Source organism: Nonomuraea sp. WAC 01424 (assembly GCF_003947315.1).
Taxonomy (GTDB): Bacteria; Actinomycetota; Actinomycetes; order Streptosporangiales; family Streptosporangiaceae; genus Nonomuraea; species Nonomuraea spiralis.
On sequence record NZ_QHHZ01000010.1, the window covers coordinates 341,298 to 358,882 of the forward strand.

Genomic DNA, 17,585 nt, shown 5'->3' on the forward strand with positions numbered 1-17,585 from the left:
GCACCGGTGCACGGCGTACGGGGGAATCACGGAGGATGACGTCGAGGATGAGTGCTCAGACGCAGGAGCATCTCGGCCCTTATCGGGTGATCAGGAAGATCGGCGAGGGCGGCATGGGAGTCGCCCATCTCGGTGTCGACGGGGCGGGGCGCCAGGTCGCGATCAAGGTGCTGCATCCGCACGTCGCCGCCGATCTCAAGGCGCGCGACCGGCTCGTCCGCGAGGTGGAGACCATGCGCCGGGTGCGCAGCCGGTACGTCGCCGAGGTCATCGACGCCGAACTGGTGGCCGACCGCCCGTACGTCGTGACCCGCTTCGCCGACGGCCGCACGCTGGAGCAGACCGTCCTGACCGACGGCCCGCTGCCGGCCCATGAGGTCGTCAGGCTCGCGCGGGGCCTGTGCCAGGCGCTGGTCGACATCCACGCGGCGGGCGTGATCCACCGCGACCTCAAGCCGGCCAACGTCATGATGGTCGGCGGCGAGCCGCTGGTCATCGACTTCGGCATCGCCCACGTGATCGACGCGGCCCGGCTGACGCAGTCGGGCATGTTCGTCGGCACGCCGGGCTACCTGGCCCCGGAGATCATCCGGGCCTCGCAGATCACCCCGGCGGCCGACGTGCACGCGCTGGCCTCCACCGTGTTCTTCGCCGCCACGGGGACGCCGCCGTTCGGCACGGGGTCGTTCGAGGCCGTCTGCTTCAACACCATGGAGGGCCGGGCGCGGATCGACGAGGCGCCCGTCTGGCTGCGCGACTGGCTGAGCCGGGCGCTGCGGGTCGATCCCGCGGCCCGCCCCGTCGCGCGGGAGCTGCTGCGGCTGGCCATGGCGCTCGACCCCGGCGGCCGCCTCCCGGCCTCCGAGCACCCCGCCGCCAGCACGCTGACCATGGACGTCGTCTCCGACCTGCTCCCGCCGGTCCAGTACGCGCCGCGCGGCCTCCAGGAGCACCAGCCGTCCCCCGGGCCCACGGTGTACGCCGGTCACCCGGAGGAGCGGCCGCGGCCTGCGGCCGAGCCCGTGGAGCCCGCCGAGCCGTTCGACCTGCGGCGGTTCGTGACCAGCAGCGGATTCGTCGGGGTGCTGGCGCTGGTCACGCTGTCGGCCACGACCGTCGTCACGCCGGTCGTCGGCGGCCTGCTGGCGGTGGTGATCTCCCTGGCCCTGCGCGCCGGCGAGTACTTCCTCGCCGAGGACCGGCCGGAGATCTCCCGCACTGCGCTCGTCACCGTGGGCAACCTGCTCCTGGCACTGGCGTGCGGCCTGGGCGCCGCCGGTCTGCTGGAGGCCGCCGGCCTGCGTACCAGCCACGCGGAGTCGCTGGCCGCGGGCGTGTTCACGCTGGGGCTGTTCGTGTTGCCGGGCTCGGGGCCGGTGCGGCGCAGGGCCTCGCGGTTGCTGGCCCGCCTGCTGCCCGGCCGCAGCGCGACCGTGGTGACGGTGGCCGTCATGGGGCCGATCGCGCTGCTGGCCACGATCGCGGCCCTCCTCCAGGGCTGACCGCCCGGCCCCGGCGCGGGGCCGGGTCGCGGACTGGACACCCTGCCGGTCGACGTGACCACAATGGGCCTCGTGATCCCTTCGACCGGGCACGTCGTCAGGAATCCGCTCAATGGGCGGATCGAGCGGCCGCTCGCGCCCGTCGGTCCCGACCGGCTGACGGAGCTCGCGGCCGGACTGCGCGCGATGGCCCCCGCCTGGCGGGCCGCCGACCGGGGAAAGGCGCTGGCCGCGTTCGGCGGGGCGCTGGCCGCCGACGACGAGCTGCTGGCCGCGCTGGTGGCCGACACCGGCCGCGAGGCCGAGTCCAGGCTTGAGCGGCAGCTCACCGCCGCGCTCGTCGACCGATGGGTACGCCAGGCCCCCGCGCTGCTCGCGCCCCCGCCCGAACGCCCGGCCGCGCTGCCGGGGATCGCGGTGGGCGGCGACGCGGTGCCGTACGAGCTGGCCGGGGTGATCAGCCCGTGGAACTTCCCCCTGCTGCTCGGCCTGATCGACGCGGTGCCCGCGCTGGCGGCCGGCTGCGCGGTGCTGGTCAAGCCGAGCGAGGTGACGCCGCGCTTCATCGAGCCGCTGATGCGGCTGGTCCCCGACGAGCTGCCGCTGCGGCTGGTCGAGGGCGCGGCGGAGACCGGGGAACGGCTCGTGGGCCTGGTCGACACCGTCGTGTTCACCGGCAGCGTCCCGACCGGCCGCCGGGTGGCCGAGGCGGCGGCGCGCGCGTTCGTCCCCGCCCATCTGGAGCTGGGCGGCAAGGACCCGGCGATCGTCCTCGCGGGCGCCGACCTGGAACGCGCGGCCGAGGCCGTCCTGTGGGGCGGCACCGCCAACGCCGGGCAGTCCTGCCAGTCCGTCGAACGCGTCTACGTCGAGCACGGCGCGTACGACGCCTTCCTCGGCCTGCTGGCCGACCGGGCCGGAGGCACCCGGCTGACCTGCGAGGGCGGCCCGATCGGGCCGATCATCGACGCCGCGCAGGCCGACGTGATCGCCGCCCACCTGGCCGACGCCGCCGCCAAGGGCGCGCTGACCCACACGGGCGGGTCGATCGAGCGGCACGGCGGCGGGCTCTGGTGCCGTCCCACGGTGTTGTCGCGGGTGGGGCACGACATGCTGGTCATGACGGAGGAGACGTTCGGGCCGGTGTTGCCGGTCATGGCCGTCTCCGGCGCGGAGGAGGCGGTCGCGCTGGCCAACGACAGCGCGTACGGGTTGTCGGCCGCCGTGTTCGCCGCCACCGAGCGGCAGGCGCTGGACGTCGCCGCCCGGCTGCGCGCCGGCGCGGTCAGCGTCAACGACGCCGCGCTGACCGCGCTCGTCCACGAGGGCGAGAAGAACTCCTTCGGCCTGTCGGGGCTGGGCGGCTCACGCATGGGAGCCGCCTCGATCGGCCGTTTCCTGCGCCGCAGGGCGTTCCTGATCAACCGGTCCGGGGCCGCCGACCCGTGGTGGCACCCGAAGGAGGGATAGAGCATGGGACTGCGCGCCGAGATGCCGCTGCTGGCCCGCCACGAGGGCGAATGGGCCGGCCGGTACGTGCACGTCGACAAGGACGGCGCGGTGATCGACCGCCACCACGTCGAGATGACCTGCGCGATCCTCGACGACGCGGTCTACCACCAGACCAACCGCTACCGCTGGGACGACGGCCGGACCGAGGTGCACGAGTTCCCCGGCACGTACCTGGGCGGCGGCCGGTGCGGATTCGACACCGAGCGGCTGACCGGCCAGTTCTGGGAGCTCGACGCCGACACCATCTACCTGACCTGGCGCTTCAAGGCCGAGGGCGACGACCTGCGGCTGTTCGAGCTGATCGTGCTGAGCAAGGACGGTGGCTCGCGCAGCCGTACCTGGCAGTGGATCAGGAACGGCGAGTGCGTCCGGCGCACCCTGATCGACGAGCGCCGGACGGCCTGACATGACCGCCTACACCGCCCTGGCCCTCCAGATCGAGGCCAGGGCCGTCACGGACCGGGCCGACCTGGCCGCGGCCGTCGGCCGCGTCGGCGCGCGCGTCGGCGGCAGCAAGGCGTGGCTCGGCCCCGCCCTGCGGCTGGTGGTGCTGCCGGAGTACGTCCTGACCGGCTTCCCCGCCCGCGAGAGCCCCGCCGAGTGGCGCGAGAAGGCCGCCCTCGACGTGGACGGGCCCGAGTACCGGGAGCTGGGCGAGATCGCCGCGGCGAACGACGTGTTCCTGTGCGTGAACGCCTACGAGCGCGACGAGCACTTCCCCGGCCTGTACTTCCAGGCGTGCGTGATCCTCTCCCCGGCGGGCGGGGCGGTGCTGCGCTACCGGCGGCTGCACTCGATGTTCACGCCCACGCCGTACGACGTGTGGGAACGCTACCTCGACCGCTACGGTCTCGACGGCGTCCTGCCGGTCGCGCGGACCGAGATCGGCAACCTGGCGGTCCTCGCCTCGGAGGAGATCCTGGTGCCCGAACTGGCCAGGGCGCTGGCCCTGCGGGGCGCGGAGGTGTTGTGCAACCCGACCTCCGAGGCGTACTCGCCGGCCCTGACCCCCAAGGCGGTCGCCCGGCGCGCCCGCGCCCTGGAGAACCTGGCCTTCGTCGTCTCGGCCAACACCGCGGGGCTGTCCGGCATCGCGATCCCGGGCGACTCGGTCAACGGCGGCTCGGAGCTGATCGACCACGAGGGCCGCGCGCTGGCCCAGGCGGGGCCGGGGGAGTCGCTGGTCGCCGCGGCCGAGCTGGACCTGGCCGCCCTGCGCCGCGCCCGCCGCAGGCCCGGCATGGCGAACCTGCCCAGCCGGGTCAAGACGCGACTATGGGCGCAGGTCTACGCCGGCCACGACGTCGAACGGCCCGGCGCGCTCACCGAGGCCCCGGACCGCGCCTTCTACACCGCCCGGCAACACGAGATCATCGAACGCCTGCACGATCAGGGCTGAGCCGTCAGGCGCGCGCGACGGCGTGCCGGCGCAGCAGCCCCCGCTCGGCCGCCAGGAAGATCGAGTTGAGCGCCACGCCCAGCACGCCCAGCAGCACGATGCCCGCCCACATGGCCGGGATGTCGAACTCGCTCTGCGCCTCCAGCAGGCGGTGGCCGATGCCCTCGCTGCTGCCGTAGAGCTCGGAGATGACCATCATGATCAGCGCCAGCGAGACGCTGAGCCGCAGGCCCGCCAGGATCTTCGGCGCGGCGGCGGGCAGGATGACGTGGAACAGGCGGGTGGGCGCGGACAGCCGGAAGACCCGGCCGGTGTCGAGGTAGCCGCGGTCGACGTGACGGCCGCCGTCCATGGAGTTGATCAGTACGGGCCACACCACCCCGTACACGATGGAGGCGAGCTGCATCGGGGTGCCGATCTTGAACAGCAGCAGGAACACCGGCAGCAGCGCGGAGGGCGGGACCGAGCGGCCGAAGTGCAGCAGCGGCTCGGCCAGCGCCGCCAGCCACTCCAGGCGGCCCAGGGCCAGGCCGAGCGCGACCCCGGCCAGCGCCGCCAGTGCCCAGCCCGCCATCAGCCGCCCCAGGCTGGGCAGCAGGTCGGCGACCGCCTCGTCGGTGAGGAACAGCCGGCCGGGCGGCCCGGAGAACCACATCTCGCGCAGCCGGACCAGGATCGTGCTGGGCGGCGGGAAGTAGACGGCCCCCGCCTGCCGGGCGGCCAGCTCCCACACCACGGCCACCACGGGCAGCAGCCAGTGGCGCCACAGCCGGCCCGTCCTGGACGCGGTCACACCGCCACCTCCGTACGGGCGTGGTGCCAGCGGAACAGGCGCCGCTCGGCCGAGGTGACCAGCATGTTCGCGGCCAGCCCGAGCAGGCCCGCCCACAGTGTGCCGGCCAGCACCCGGTCGACGCGGTTGGCGCCGCCCGCCTGGAGCAGGAACGTGCCGATGCCGTGGCCGCCCGCGATGAGCTCCACGCTGACGGCGACGATGAGCGTGACCCCGACCGAGATGCGCACGCCGGTCGCGACGAACGGCGCGGCGCTCGGCAGGCTGACCCGCAGCACGACCGCCAGCGGGCCGAAGCCGAAGCTGCGCAGCGTCTCCTTGGCCAGCGGATCGACCTCGGTCAGGCCGTACATGGTGTTGATGAGCAGCGGCCAGCAGCAGGTGTAGACGATCAGTGAGGTCTTGGCGTCGGCGCTGTCCGGGAACAGGAACATGGCCAGCGGGATCAGCGACACCGACGGGATCGGCCGCAGGAACTCCACCACCGGCCGCACCGAGCGTTCCACCACCGGCACCGTGCCGAGCAGCAGCCCGGCCGGCACCGCCATCGCGATCGCGATCAGCAGGCCGGCCGCGCACGCGCCGAGCGTGGCCAGCACCTGCGCCTGGAACCCGCCGTCGGCCGCCAGCCCGGCCGCGGCGGCCAGGACGGCCGAGGTGTACGGCAACACGCCCGGGTCGATGAGCCCGGCCCGCCCCGCCGCCTCGGCCGCGAGGAGCACCCCGGCGACCCCCGCCGCCCCGAGGAGCAGCCGCCCGCCCCGCGTGATCATCCCAGTCCGGTCGCGATCTGCTGCTCGACGACCGGCTTGCTCTTGAGGTAGCCGTAGCCGACGAGCAGGTCGGCCAGCTTCTGGAAGCCCTGCCTGGGCGGCTCCATCGAGAAGACGCCCAGCTTCATGGCGGCCGCGCCCGCCGCGTCGATCTGCGTGTACGTGGGGATGACCTCGTTGATCGCGCCACGGTCGGTGGCGGCGACCGCCAGCGCCGCGGCCAGGGCGCGGTGGAAGGCGGCGGCGGTGCGCGGGTTCTTGGCCAGCCAGTCCTCCGACACGCCCCAGCCGTCGATCGGGATGCCCGCGGTCGGGCCCGACATGGTGTCGATCACCTCGGTGCCGCCCGCCCTCTTGGCCGCGGTCAGGAACGGCTCGACCAGCCAGGCGGCGTCGACCTTGCCCGAGGACAACGCGCCGACCTGCTCGTTGAACGGCATCGCCACGTACTTGACGTCGCCGGGCGCGAGGCCGGCCTGCTGGAGGTGGGAGTTGGTGACCGTCTGGCCCAGCGCCTTGAGCACGTTGACCGCGACCGTCCTGCCCTTGAGGTCGGCGGCCGTCTTGACCGGCGATCCCTTGGGGACGACGACGCCCGCGATGCCGGGGGCCGCCTCCTGGCTGTGCTGGAACAACTTGAGCTTGGCCGCGCCGGAATCGTTGATGGACAACAATGAGACATATGAGGTGAGGAAGACGTCCATGCTGCCGTTGAGGATTTTCGGCATGACCGCCTGAGGGGCCTGAATGATCTCGGTCTTGACCGTCAGGCCCTCGGCCTTGAGGAATCCGCGTTTCTGCGCGATGAACAGCGGCGCCGCCGAGGGCACCGGCACCACGCCGACCAGCAGCTCGGTCTTCTCCAGGCCGCCGGAGCCGCCCGTTGCGGTGGGGGCCGCGCCGCCGCCGCAGGCCGCGAGCCCCGTGACGAGGGCGAGCGCGGCGGCGGCGGGTGCGATCTTCACGATGCTCTCTCCTGACTGCCGGCGCATTTCCTGACCGGACAATGGGGAGAATCGCGGCGCGCTCCGGAAACGAGGCCCGAATTGCACGAGCCCTCCGAAGCATTCGGCACCACCGGAACCCCCGCTGCCACGAACGGCGATCTTACAACAGGGAATGCGACCGCCGCCATGAAGCAAACAAGGCATTTCTCTGAATACCCTTTACGGTCAGTATATGTCTCCGTAAATCGGTGATATGTGCATATTTATGGCCATCGCGGGATCGATGGCCGGAGCGTGGCGCCCGGGACCTCCACGGAGTCATTGCCGGTCCTTGGACGTCCGATGAGACCCCGGTTGAGAGCATGTGGGCGGGAAGGACCCGGGCGAGACCGGTGAGGGGGTGGGGTCCCTGCGGCCGCTTCCGCTCTCGGTCCAGGCGCGGCTCACCCTGGCCACCGCCGTGTTGTCGCTCATCGTCTGCACGGCGATCGGCATCGCCCTCGACCTGCTGATCCGCGACAGGCTGCGGCAGAACGTCTTCGCGGACACGCAGCGGGCCACCACCGAATGGATCGGCTCGATGACCGCGACCCCGAGCCCCCCGGTGACCACCTCGGAGGTCGACCTCCTCCAGCTCGTGGACGCCCGCGGCCACGTGGTCGTGGCCAGCCGCGCCGCGTCCGGGCGGCCGCCCATCAGCACGCTCCGGCCCGCCTCCGACGACCGCATCCAGCATGGCGTCGCCTGCGCGGACGGCGAGTGCGTGATGTTCACCGCCACCAGGCCCTCCCCGCAGGAGGAACGGTTGTTGTGGGGCGGCGCGGCCCACGTCGTCTACGCCGGGCTGGTGGAGCCGCCCCTCCTCGGCACCCGCCGCCTGGAGCTGCTGCTCGCCTCCGGGGTGCTGGCCGTCAGCGCGTTGCTGACCTGGATCGCCGCGTTCCTGATCGGGCGTACGCTGCGGCCGGTCGAGGCGATGCGGGCCAGGATGGCCGAGATCACGGTCACCGACCTGAGCAAGCGGGTGCCGGAGCCGCCCGGCGACGACGCGGTCGCGCAGCTCGCCCGTACCGCCAACAAGACCCTGGGCCGCCTGGAGGAGGCCGTCGAGCAGCAGCGCAACTTCTCCTCCATGGTCTCCCACGAGCTGCGTACGCCGCTGACCGGCCTGCGGGTCCGGCTGGAGGAGGCGCTGACCTACCCCGACGCCGACCCCCACGCCGCCCTGCGCGACGCGCTGTCCACCGCCGACCGGTTCCAGGCGATCATCGAGGAGATGTTGTCGCTGGCCCGCGTCCGTACGGCCGCCCCGGGCCACCGGGAACCGGTGCGGCTGGGCACGCTGGTCCGCGAGGAGGTCGCGAGCCGCCGGGCCGGGCCGCTGATCCGCGTGGACGCCGAGGAGGATGTCGAGGTGCTCGGCAACCGCGTCCAGGTCGGGGAGGTGCTGACGAACCTGCTGGTCAACGCGCAGCGGCACGCCCGTACCCTCGTCGAGGTGCGGGTGGAGCGGCGCGACGGCCAGGCGGTGGTCTCGGTCCGCGACGACGGTGCCGGCGTCGCGCCCGCGGACCGCGAGCGGGTGTTCGAGCCGTTCGTACGCCTGACCGAGGGACGGCGGCGCGACCCCGAGGGCAGCGGACTCGGCCTGGCCATCTCCCGTGCCATCGCCCGCGCCCACCAGGGGGACCTGGGCATCGAGGACTCCCCGCAGGGCCCCCGCTTCGTGCTCCGCCTCCCCCTGCCACCCGGCCCGCCCACCTGACCGGCCCGCCGGGACGGGCGGCCGGGGGGCGCACGCGTCGTCAGGAGGCGGCTACTGGCACTTGCCCTTCAGCCAGGCGCTGAACTCCGGCGTGTAGTCGCTGGCCACCCGCTTGGCGCCGCTCTGGAGCGCCGACTTCCACGCGTTCTCGTTCAGCCGCCAGGAGGGCGGCGGTTCCTCCCACTTGGTCACCTCCGGCCAGATGGGCCCGCCGCTCAGCACCTGCGTCAGGCCCGCGGCGGTCACCCGCTGCTTCAGCTCGGCGGCGATCGCGCTGTCGTGGGAGTACAGGATGATCTCCTGCGACCGGATGCTCTCCTTGACCGGGTCGAGCACCTCGCGCCACCCCTGGGCCTTGACGGTGGCGTTGGAGCTGAGCAGCGACTGCCGGGCCTCGGGCTTGATCTCGACCAGCCCGACCATGCCGGCGGACCTCATCGCGCCCAGCCACTCGCGGAAGGTGTAGACGGTCTCACCCTTGAACAGGCCGCGGTTGATGGTCCGGCCCTTGAGCGCGGTGTCGCCCGCCGCCCACCAGATCTCGGTGATGTTCTTCTTCGTGCCCGTGAGACCCCAGGTCGAGGTGTTGTGCCACATGACGGCCTTGGTGCCGTCCTTGGTGAGCTGGAGGTCGGCCTCGACGCCGGAGGCGCCCCAGCCCTTGTAGCGGTTCACGGCCGTGGGGTTGTTGGGCTGGCGCACCTGGTCCCGTTCCCAGGCGTTCGCCCCGGTGGGATAGCCGCCGTGCCCGAAGATCTGCGGGCAGGCCGGCAGCGCGGCGGACGGAGAGGTGAGTAATGAGGTCAGCATCAACGCGGCGACGGAGACTGCCAAGACACGCACCTTTCGATCTTGTGGTTCATGGCACTTTGCCACATCCGGGGGACTTCCGTGCGGGCCGCGTGGGTGGAAGGACTACCGGGAGGACGGAAGGAACGCAGGTCGCCGGTACAGTGACGGCTTGTGGCAGGGTGCCACGGGAACCGGCGCTCGAACCCTGTGGCGGGGGCACTTTTTGTGGGAATCGCACAAAGCAGGGGCCCCGGCATGCACTAGACCGACATTGGTGCATCAGGCGTTGATCGAGCACGGTAGAGACAGTGACGTGCGAGGCTCCGGGAACCGTCCCGGACTTCGCCTTCTGTACGGGGTACGTGGGAGGCTCAACCGGTGTTCAATCGTGTCGCCATCGTCAACCGCGGAGAGGCCGCGATGCGGCTCATCCACGCCGTCCGGGATCTCTCGGCGGAGACCGGCAAGCGGATCGAGACGATCGCGCTCTACACCGACGCCGACCGCGAGGCGACCTTCGTCCGCGAGGCCGACGTCGCCTACCCGCTGGGCCCCGCGTCGGCCCGGCCCTACCTCGACCACGCCGTGCTGGAGCGGGCGCTGATCGAGACCGGGGCCGACGCCGCGTGGGTCGGGTGGGGCTTCGTCGCCGAAGACCCGTCCTTCGCCGAGCTGTGCGAGAAGATCGGCGTCACCTTCGTCGGGCCGAGCGCGGAGGCGATGCGCCGGCTCGGCGACAAGATCGGCGCCAAGCTCATCGCCGAGGAGGTCGGCGTCCCGGTCGCGCCGTGGAGCCGCGGCGAGGTGGCCACGCTGGAGGACGCGCTGCGCGCCGGCGGCGAGATCGGCTACCCCCTGATGCTCAAGGCCACCGCGGGCGGCGGCGGGCGCGGCATCCGCATGGTCGCCTCGGCCGAGGATCTGACCGACGCCTACGAGCGCACCAGCCAGGAGGCCGAGCGCGCGTTCGGCTCGGGCGTGGTCTTCCTGGAGCGCCTGGTCACCGGCGCCCGCCACGTCGAGGTGCAGGTCATCGCCGACGGGCAGGGCACGGCGTGGGCGCTGGGCGTGCGCGACTGCTCGGTGCAGCGGCGCAACCAGAAGATCATCGAGGAGTCCGCCTCCCCGGTCCTGGCCGACGACCAGGCCCAGCAGCTGAAGGCGTCGGCCGAGGCCGCCGCCGTGGCCGTCGGCTACCGCGGCGCCTGCACCGTCGAGTTCCTGTACCACCCCGGCGACAAGATGTTCGCCTTCCTGGAGGTCAACACCCGGCTCCAGGTCGAGCACCCGATCACCGAGCTGACCACCGACACCGACCTGGTCCGGCTCCAGCTCCACGTCGCCGCCGGCGGGCGCCTGGAGGGCCCCCAGCCGCGCGAGAGCGGCCACGCCGTCGAGGCCCGGCTCAACGCCGAGGACCCCGACCGCGACTTCGCGCCCGCGCCCGGCCGCATCGCGCGCCTGGTGCTGCCCGCCGGGCCCGGCATCCGCGTCGACACCGGCGTCAGCGAGGGCGACACCATCCCGGCCGACTTCGACTCGATGATCGCCAAGATCATCGCCTACGGCCGCGACCGCGAGCAGGCCCTTGCCCGGCTGCGCCGCGCGATGGCCGCGACCACCGTGATCGTCGAGGGCGGCGCGACCAACAAGAGTTTCGTGCTCGACCTGCTCGACCAGCCCGAGGTCATCGACGCCAGCGCCGACACCGGCTGGATCGACCGCGTACGCGCCGAAGGCCGCCTGGTCAGCCACCGCCACTCCGCGGTCGCCCTGGCCGCCGCCGCGATCGAGGCGTACCAGGACGAGGAGGAGATCAGCCGCGGCCGGCTGCTGACCACCGCCCACGGCGGGCGTCCGCAGGTGCAGCACGAGAGCGGCCGTCCGCTGACGCTCAAGCTGCGCGGCGCCGCCTACCGGCTGCGGGTGGCCAGGGCCGGGCAGAGGCGCTTCCGCGTCGTCATCTCCGACGGCGAGCGTTCCCAGCCGGTCGACGTCGAGATCGACCGGTTCGACGAGCACAGCGGCCGGATCATGGTGAACGGCCGCCGCTTCCGCCTGATGTCGGCCACCCACGGGCCGATCCACCTGGTCGAGGTCGACGGCGTCACCCACCGCATCAGCCGCGACGAGGGCGGTGTCGTCCGTTCGCCGGCGCCCGCGCTGGTCGTGGCGACGCCCCTGTCGGCCGGTGACGAGGTCGAGGCCGGCGCGCCGCTCCTGGTGCTCGAAAGCATGAAGATGGAGACGGTGCTGCGCGCGCCGTTCCGCGCCCGGGTCCGCGAGTGCGCCGTCTCGGTCGGCAGCCAGGTCGAGGCCGGCGCGCCGCTGATGCGCCTGGAGCCCCTGGCCGGCGCCGAGGCCGAGCAGGCCGCCGCCGCCACAGCCGCCGCCGAGATCGACCTGCCCGCCGCCCCGCCGCGGGCCTCGGCCGCCGAACGGGCCGAGCGCGGCCTGGCGGACCTGCGCGGCGTGCTGCTCGGCTTCGACGCCGACCCCCATGACCGCGCGCGGATGTTGTCGGACTACCTGGCCGCGCGGGCCGAGCTCGACGACCGGGTGATCGAGGGCGAGCTCGACCTGCTCACCGTCTTCGCCGACCTGTCCGAGCTGAGCCGCAACAAGCCCGGCGGCGAGCTCGACGTCGAGCCCGGCAGCCCGGTGCACAGCCCGCGCGAGTACTTCCACAGCTACCTGCAGAGCCTCGACGTCGAACGCGCCGGCCTGCCCGAGGCGTTCCAGGCCAAGCTGACGCGCATGCTGCGCCACTACGGCGTCGACGACCTCGACCGCACCCCCGAGCTGGAGGCGGCGCTCTTCCGGATCTTCCTGGCCCAGCAGCAGATGACCACCGGCGTCTCCGTCACGTCGGAGCTGCTGCGCGCCTGGCTGGCCGGCTCGTCCCCGCGCGAGTCGCTCGGCGAGCGCGCCGGCCTGGCCCTGGAGCACCTGGTCGAGGCCACGCAGGTGCGCTTCCCCGTGGTCTCCGACCTGGCCCGCGGCGTGGTGTTCCGCTGGTTCGCCCAGCCGCTGCTGCGCCGCAACCGCGCCAAGGTCTACGCCGCCGTCCGCGACGAGCTGCGCCACCTCGACCGCGACCCGGACGCGCCGGACCGCGCCGAGCGCATCCAGGCCATGGTGGCCAGCTCCGAGCCGCTCGTCCGGCTGCTCGGCCAGCGCATCGGCCGTCCGGAACGCGACCTCGCGCCGCTGCTGGAGGTCCTGACCCGCCGCTACTACGGCAACCGCGGCCTGTCGCAGGTCACCACCCGCGACGGCGCCGGCTGCCGGTTCGTCACCGCCGAGCACACCGGCCCGCGCGGCGTGACCCGCCTGGTCACCACCGCCGTCGACATCGCCGCCCTGCCCGACGCCCTCGACGCCGTCGGCGCGCTGGCCGAGGGTGTGGGCGAGCGCGGGCTCGTCGCCGACCTCTACCTCACGTGGGACGGCCAGCCCGACGCCGAGGCGATGGCCGTACGGCTCGGAGGGCTGCTGGCCGCCCGCCCGCAGCCCGGCGTACGGCGGATCACCACCACCGTCGTGGGCACCAGCGGCGCGGTGATGCACCACCACTTCACCTTCCGCCCCGACGGCGCGGGCTTCGCCGAGGACCGGCTGATCCGCGGCCTGCACCCGCAGATCGCCCAGCGCCTGCAACTGCACCGGCTCCAGGAGTTCGACCTCACCAGGCTGCCCTCCTCCGACGAGGAGATCTACCTGTTCAGGGCCGTCGCCAAGAGCAACCCGGCCGACGAACGGCTCATCGCCATGGGCCAGGTCCGCGACCTGACGCCGCTGCGCGAGGCCGACGGCCGCCTGGTCGCGCTGCCCGCCGTCGAGGACGCCCTCACCGCCGGCCTCGACGCGATCCGCAACATGCAGGCCCAGCGCCCCCAGAACAAGCGCCTCGACACCAACCGCATCATGATGTACGTCTGGCCCTCGACCGAGCTGACCACCGACGAGCTCAACATGCTGGTCCAGCGCATCCTGCCGACGACCGCGGGCGCCGGGCTGGAGGAGGTCCAGTTCGTGGCCCGCCAGCGCACGCCCTCGGGCGAGCTGAGCGAGGTCGCCGTCCGCATCACCCTCGACTCGGGCCACGGCGCGAGCCTGCACGTCGGCAAGCCGTCCGACGAGCCGGTGCAGCCGCTGGACGACTACCGCCAGAAGGTGCTGCGCGCCGCCCGGCGCGGCAACGCCTACCCGTACGAGCTGACCGGCCTGCTCGCCGGCCCCCGGGGCCGCTTCGTCGAGCACGACCTCGACGGCGACGGCACGCTCGTCCCGGTCGACCGGCCCAAGGGCGGCAACTCCGCGGCGATCGTGGCGGGCGTCGTCACCACGCCGACCGAGCGCCACCCCGAAGGCGTCACCCGGGTGGTCCTGCTCGGCGACCCGACCAAGGCGCTGGGCGCGCTGTCGGAGCCGGAGTGCTCGCGGGTGATCGCGGCGCTCGACCTGGCCGAGCGCATGCGGGTGCCGCTGGAGTGGTTCGCGTTGTCGGCCGGCGCGCGGATCTCGATGACCTCGGGCACCGAGAACATGGACTGGGTGGCCGCCGCGCTCAAGCGCATCGTCACCTTCACCCAGGCCGGCGGCGAGATCAACATCGTGGTCGCCGGGATCACCGTGGGCGCGCAGCCGTACTGGAACGCCGAGGCCACGATGCTCATGCACACCAAGGGCATCCTGGTCATGACGCCCGACTCGGCGATGGTGCTCACCGGCAAGCAGTCGCTCGACTTCTCCGGCGGCGTCTCGGCCGAGGACAACTTCGGCATCGGCGGCTACGACCGCGTCATGGGCCCCAACGGCCAGGCCCAGTACTGGGCGCCCAACCTGCCGGCCGCCCGCGACGTGCTGATGGCCCACTACGACCACACCTACGTCGTGCCCGGCGAGAACGGCCCCCGGCAGGCCCCCACCGTCGACCCGGCCGACCGCGACGTCCGCGACTACCCCCACTCCGTCGCGGGCAGCGACTTCGCCACCGTCGGCGAGATCTTCTCCGCCGGGCACAACCCCGACCGCAAGAAGCCGTTCGACATCCGCACGGTGATGCGCGCCCTGTCCGACCAGGACCACCCGGTGCTGGAACGCTGGGCGGGCATGGCAGACGCCGACACCTCGGCGGTCCAGGACGTGCACATCGGCGGCCGGCCGGTCTGCCTGATCGGCATCGAGTCGCGGCCGGTGCCGCGGCGCGGTTTCCCGCCCGCCGACGGGCCGGACTCGTACACGGCCGGCACGTTGTTCCCGCGTTCGTCGAAGAAGACCGCGCGGGCGATCAACGCGGCCTCCGGCAACCGGCCGCTGGTGGTGCTGGCGAACCTGTCCGGGTTCGACGGCTCGCCGGAGTCGATGCGCAAGCTCCAGCTCGAGTACGGCGCCGAGATCGGCCGGGCCATCGTCAACTTCGACGGGCCGATCGTGTTCTGCGTCATCTCCCGCTACCACGGCGGCGCGTTCGTGGTGTTCTCCAAGGCGCTCAACCCGAACATGACCGTGCTGGCGCTGGAGGGCTCGTTCGCCTCGGTGCTCGGCGGCGCCCCGGCGGCGGCCGTGGTGTTCTCCGGCGAGGTGAACAACCGCACCGCGACCGACCCGCGCGTGAGCGAGCTGCAGACGCGGGTCGCGGCGGCCAGCGGCGCCGAACGCGCGGCGCTGAACGCCCAGCTCGCCGAGGTGCAGTCGGCCGTCCGGGCGGAGAAGCTCGGCGAGGTCGCCGCGGAGTTCGACCGGGTGCACAACATCCAGCGCGCGGTCGAGGTCGGCTCGGTCGACGCGATCATCAGCGCCGCCGAGCTGCGCCCGCGCGTCATCGAGGCCGTCGAACGCGGCGTGGCCAGGCTGACCCAGGGCTCCTGAGCCCGTCCGTCCGTCCCGTCCGGCCCCTCCCGGGGCCGGGCGTGCTTCCGGGCGGCTCGTCGTACGGTCCGGCGTGTCGTCTCCGGCCGCCCGGGGCGACGTGACCACAATGGGAACCGTCTGGTCACGTACGGTGAGGGGAAAGATGCGGTCGATCACTTTGATGGCGGCGGCCACCCTCGCCTCCGCCCCCGCCGACGCGGCCCCCTTCGCGGAGGTGGCCTCCGGCCAGGACGATGACACCTCCTGGCAGAAGCTCACCTCGTTCCGGGTCTCGCCGGACTCGCCGCACCAGAACGACGTCATCCGGATACTCATCCACTGCCCCACCCAGGCCAACCACGCCGTCGTCGGCTCCACCGCGTTCCCCATCAAGGGGTCGTGGCGGATGTTCCGCGAGGTGGGGGTCGGGCTGGGGGGCCTGGGCTTCGGCAAGCGGGGCGTCGTCATCTCCCGCTTCGCGCCTCCGGGGGAGCACGAGGTGCGCATGAAGTGCGTCCAGGTGAGGGCGGACAAGCTGACCGGCCTCAGAACGGTCAAGGTGCTCAGCCGTTCCGCGGTCTCGCTGGTGGTGCGCCCGTTGCGGGTCGGCCAGTTCTTCTGACGGGGTGCCCGCCGGCCTCCCGAGAGCGCGTACGGCCCTATTTCCGCAGCAGGTCGCGGACCTTTCCCGCGACCTCGAACGAGGTCACCGCGCCGGGATCCAGCCACGTCGCGATCTGGACCAGGGTGAAGATGATCGCGCCCAGCAGCAGCAGGCCGTGCGCCTCCGCCGGAACCACGTCCGTGCAGGTGATGACGACCCACGCCGCGGGCACGGGCAGCAGCGTCGTGAGCACCCTCGACAGGGCCGTTCGTACGAGACCGACCCCCGTAGGGGCCTCCGTCGCGGCGGCGTCGCCGAGGATCTGCCGCCATTCCCCCGACACGGCGCAGATCGCCGCCTGGACGAAGAAGTCCCGCATCTCCAGGAGGTTCCTGTCGCCGCCGAGCACGGCCCGGGACCTGTACTGCCGGATCCGGAAGGCCAGCCGAGCCCCGAGCCGCCGGGCCTCGGAGTCGATCGCCCGGACGCCGGTCCGCTGCGACCTGACCCACAGGGTTTCGACGGTCCTGGCCACGGACTCCAGCGCGTCGCCCAGCCCTCTCAGGCGGCTGCGGGGGACGTACGTGCCTTCGTCCGTCGCGTCGTCCAGCAGCTTGGCGACGTGCACCACCTGGTAGATCGACAGCGCCATCGCCGACTCCGCCGGGGTGTAGGTCGGTGACGTCTGCCCGGAGACGAGGTGCCCGAGTCTGCCGAGAAGGGACAACAGGATCGAGAGCAGCAGGACGCCGAAGACGACCCGGAGCGAGCCGGTGATGACCGCCGCCCAATCGATCGCCTGCAATTGCGGCACCTGCGTGCCCAGGCCGAATCCGGCGGAAAGGGCTTTCAGCTGGACGGCTATGCCGGCGGTGAATTCCCTGCCGTATTCCGGCCGTATCTGAATGAGCAGCAGAACCGCGAAGACGCCCAGGCGTACGACCGTCATGAGGCGGCCGCGAAGCAGTCGCCGCGCATTCGTGTGAATCACGTCGTACAAGAAGTAGAGCATCAGGTACGCGGCCATCGTCCACACGTTCGGCGGGGTGAGCGAGCCGAAGAAGGGGATCACCACGAAGATCACGGCGACGATCCCCAGCAGGGTCGCCTGGACGCCGAAGACGACGCGGTTACGCTCGAAGAACGGGTCGTTGAGCGGGTGGACGCGCCATCTCGTGGCGAGCAGGCACCGGGTGCAGTCCTCGATCGCCGCGTACGTCTTCTCCCGCTGGCCGGGGTCGAGGGCCGAGATGGCCGACAGGCGTTCGGCGTATGATTTCGCCCGTTCTTCGTTCTCCGCCTGTTTTCCCGGGGCCAGGCCGACCCATTCCGCTTTGACCGCGCCCGCGCTCTTCTCCACGCGTGCCACTATCTCGGCGGCGCCCGCGCTCATGACCGGGCGGACGTCCTCGGCGAGCCAAATGACGAACAGTTCGAGCGCCGTCCTCGCCGCCTGCCGCAATTGTCCGGTCACCTGTTTTGTTCGAGGTGACCGTTCCTGGCCCTCGGGGTCCATGGCCAACATTGTGCACGGCTTCACGGCGTCCGCCGGGGCACTTGTCGCCATCCGCCCTTCGGGGTCCTCGGCCGGAGGTGCCCATCCTCCGATCTCTCCGTCCCCGCCCCGGGCGGGCGGCGGAGG

12 protein-coding genes are annotated in these 17,585 nt (G+C 72.6%); 7 read left to right on the forward strand and 5 right to left on the reverse strand.

The window, feature by feature from the left end:
- Positions 1-47: 47 nt before the first annotated feature.
- From DMB42_RS28005 to DMB42_RS28020, 4 genes are all read left to right on the forward strand, one after another.
- Positions 48-1,502, forward strand: coding sequence for a serine/threonine-protein kinase (locus DMB42_RS28005; protein ID WP_125638007.1), 1,455 nt, complete (start codon positions 48-50; stop codon positions 1,500-1,502).
- 72 nt (positions 1,503-1,574) lie between these two features.
- On the forward strand, positions 1,575-2,972 hold the full coding sequence (locus tag DMB42_RS28010; protein WP_221762372.1) for an aldehyde dehydrogenase family protein: 1,398 nt from the start codon (positions 1,575-1,577) through the stop codon (positions 2,970-2,972).
- Positions 2,973-2,975: 3 nt separating this feature from the next.
- The gene (locus DMB42_RS28015; RefSeq protein ID WP_125638008.1) at positions 2,976-3,419 is read left to right on the forward strand and encodes a DUF3598 domain-containing protein; all 444 of its coding nucleotides are present in this window, start codon (positions 2,976-2,978) and stop codon (positions 3,417-3,419) included.
- A gap of 1 nt (position 3,420) precedes the next feature.
- Positions 3,421-4,413, forward strand: coding sequence for a nitrilase-related carbon-nitrogen hydrolase (locus DMB42_RS28020; RefSeq protein WP_125638009.1), 993 nt, complete (start codon positions 3,421-3,423; stop codon positions 4,411-4,413).
- A gap of 4 nt (positions 4,414-4,417) precedes the next feature.
- Here DMB42_RS28020 and DMB42_RS28025 read toward each other — a convergent pair whose 3' ends face one another.
- Genes DMB42_RS28025 through DMB42_RS28035 form a run of 3 tightly spaced genes read right to left on the reverse strand, consistent with a single transcriptional unit; the run spans position 4,418 to position 6,944 of the window.
- Positions 4,418-5,206 carry an ABC transporter permease gene (locus tag DMB42_RS28025; RefSeq protein ID WP_260477998.1) on the reverse strand — a complete coding sequence of 263 codons (789 nt, stop codon included), beginning with the start codon at positions 5,204-5,206 and terminating at the stop codon, positions 4,418-4,420.
- The gene (locus DMB42_RS28030) at positions 5,203-5,979 is read right to left on the reverse strand and encodes an ABC transporter permease (protein ID WP_125638010.1); all 777 of its coding nucleotides are present in this window, start codon (positions 5,977-5,979) and stop codon (positions 5,203-5,205) included. Before DMB42_RS28030 ends, DMB42_RS28025 begins: the two co-directional genes overlap by 4 nt.
- The gene (locus DMB42_RS28035) at positions 5,976-6,944 is read right to left on the reverse strand and encodes an ABC transporter substrate-binding protein (RefSeq protein WP_185844896.1); all 969 of its coding nucleotides are present in this window, start codon (positions 6,942-6,944) and stop codon (positions 5,976-5,978) included. The genes DMB42_RS28030 and DMB42_RS28035 overlap by 4 nt, the downstream gene beginning before the upstream one ends.
- A 346-nt stretch (positions 6,945-7,290) precedes the next feature.
- Here DMB42_RS28035 and DMB42_RS28040 point away from each other — a divergent pair, with 346 nt between their 5' ends.
- A complete protein-coding gene (locus DMB42_RS28040; protein ID WP_125638012.1) occupies positions 7,291-8,691 on the forward strand; it encodes a HAMP domain-containing sensor histidine kinase in 1,401 nt (466 codons plus the stop codon).
- A gap of 51 nt (positions 8,692-8,742) precedes the next feature.
- Here the strand turns inward: DMB42_RS28040 and DMB42_RS28045 are convergent, their stop codons facing one another.
- Entirely contained in the window at positions 8,743-9,501 is a 759-nt protein-coding gene (locus DMB42_RS28045) for a glycerophosphodiester phosphodiesterase family protein (RefSeq protein ID WP_125638013.1), read from the reverse strand.
- A gap of 360 nt (positions 9,502-9,861) precedes the next feature.
- On the opposite strand from DMB42_RS28045, the gene DMB42_RS28050 reads away from it, so the two are divergent.
- Both DMB42_RS28050 and DMB42_RS53435 read left to right on the forward strand, forming a co-directional pair.
- Complete coding sequence (locus DMB42_RS28050) at positions 9,862-15,357, forward strand: carboxyl transferase domain-containing protein (RefSeq protein ID WP_125638014.1); 5,496 nt, start codon at positions 9,862-9,864, stop codon at positions 15,355-15,357.
- Between the two features lie 145 nt (positions 15,358-15,502).
- Positions 15,503-15,961 (forward strand): hypothetical protein, encoded by a 459-nt coding sequence (locus DMB42_RS53435; RefSeq protein ID WP_185844897.1) that lies wholly within the window; start codon positions 15,503-15,505, stop codon positions 15,959-15,961.
- 37 nt (positions 15,962-15,998) lie between these two features.
- Here the strand turns inward: DMB42_RS53435 and DMB42_RS28060 are convergent, their stop codons facing one another.
- Positions 15,999-17,459, reverse strand: coding sequence for a hypothetical protein (locus DMB42_RS28060; RefSeq protein ID WP_125638015.1), 1,461 nt, complete (start codon positions 17,457-17,459; stop codon positions 15,999-16,001).
- Positions 17,460-17,585 lie beyond the last annotated feature (126 nt).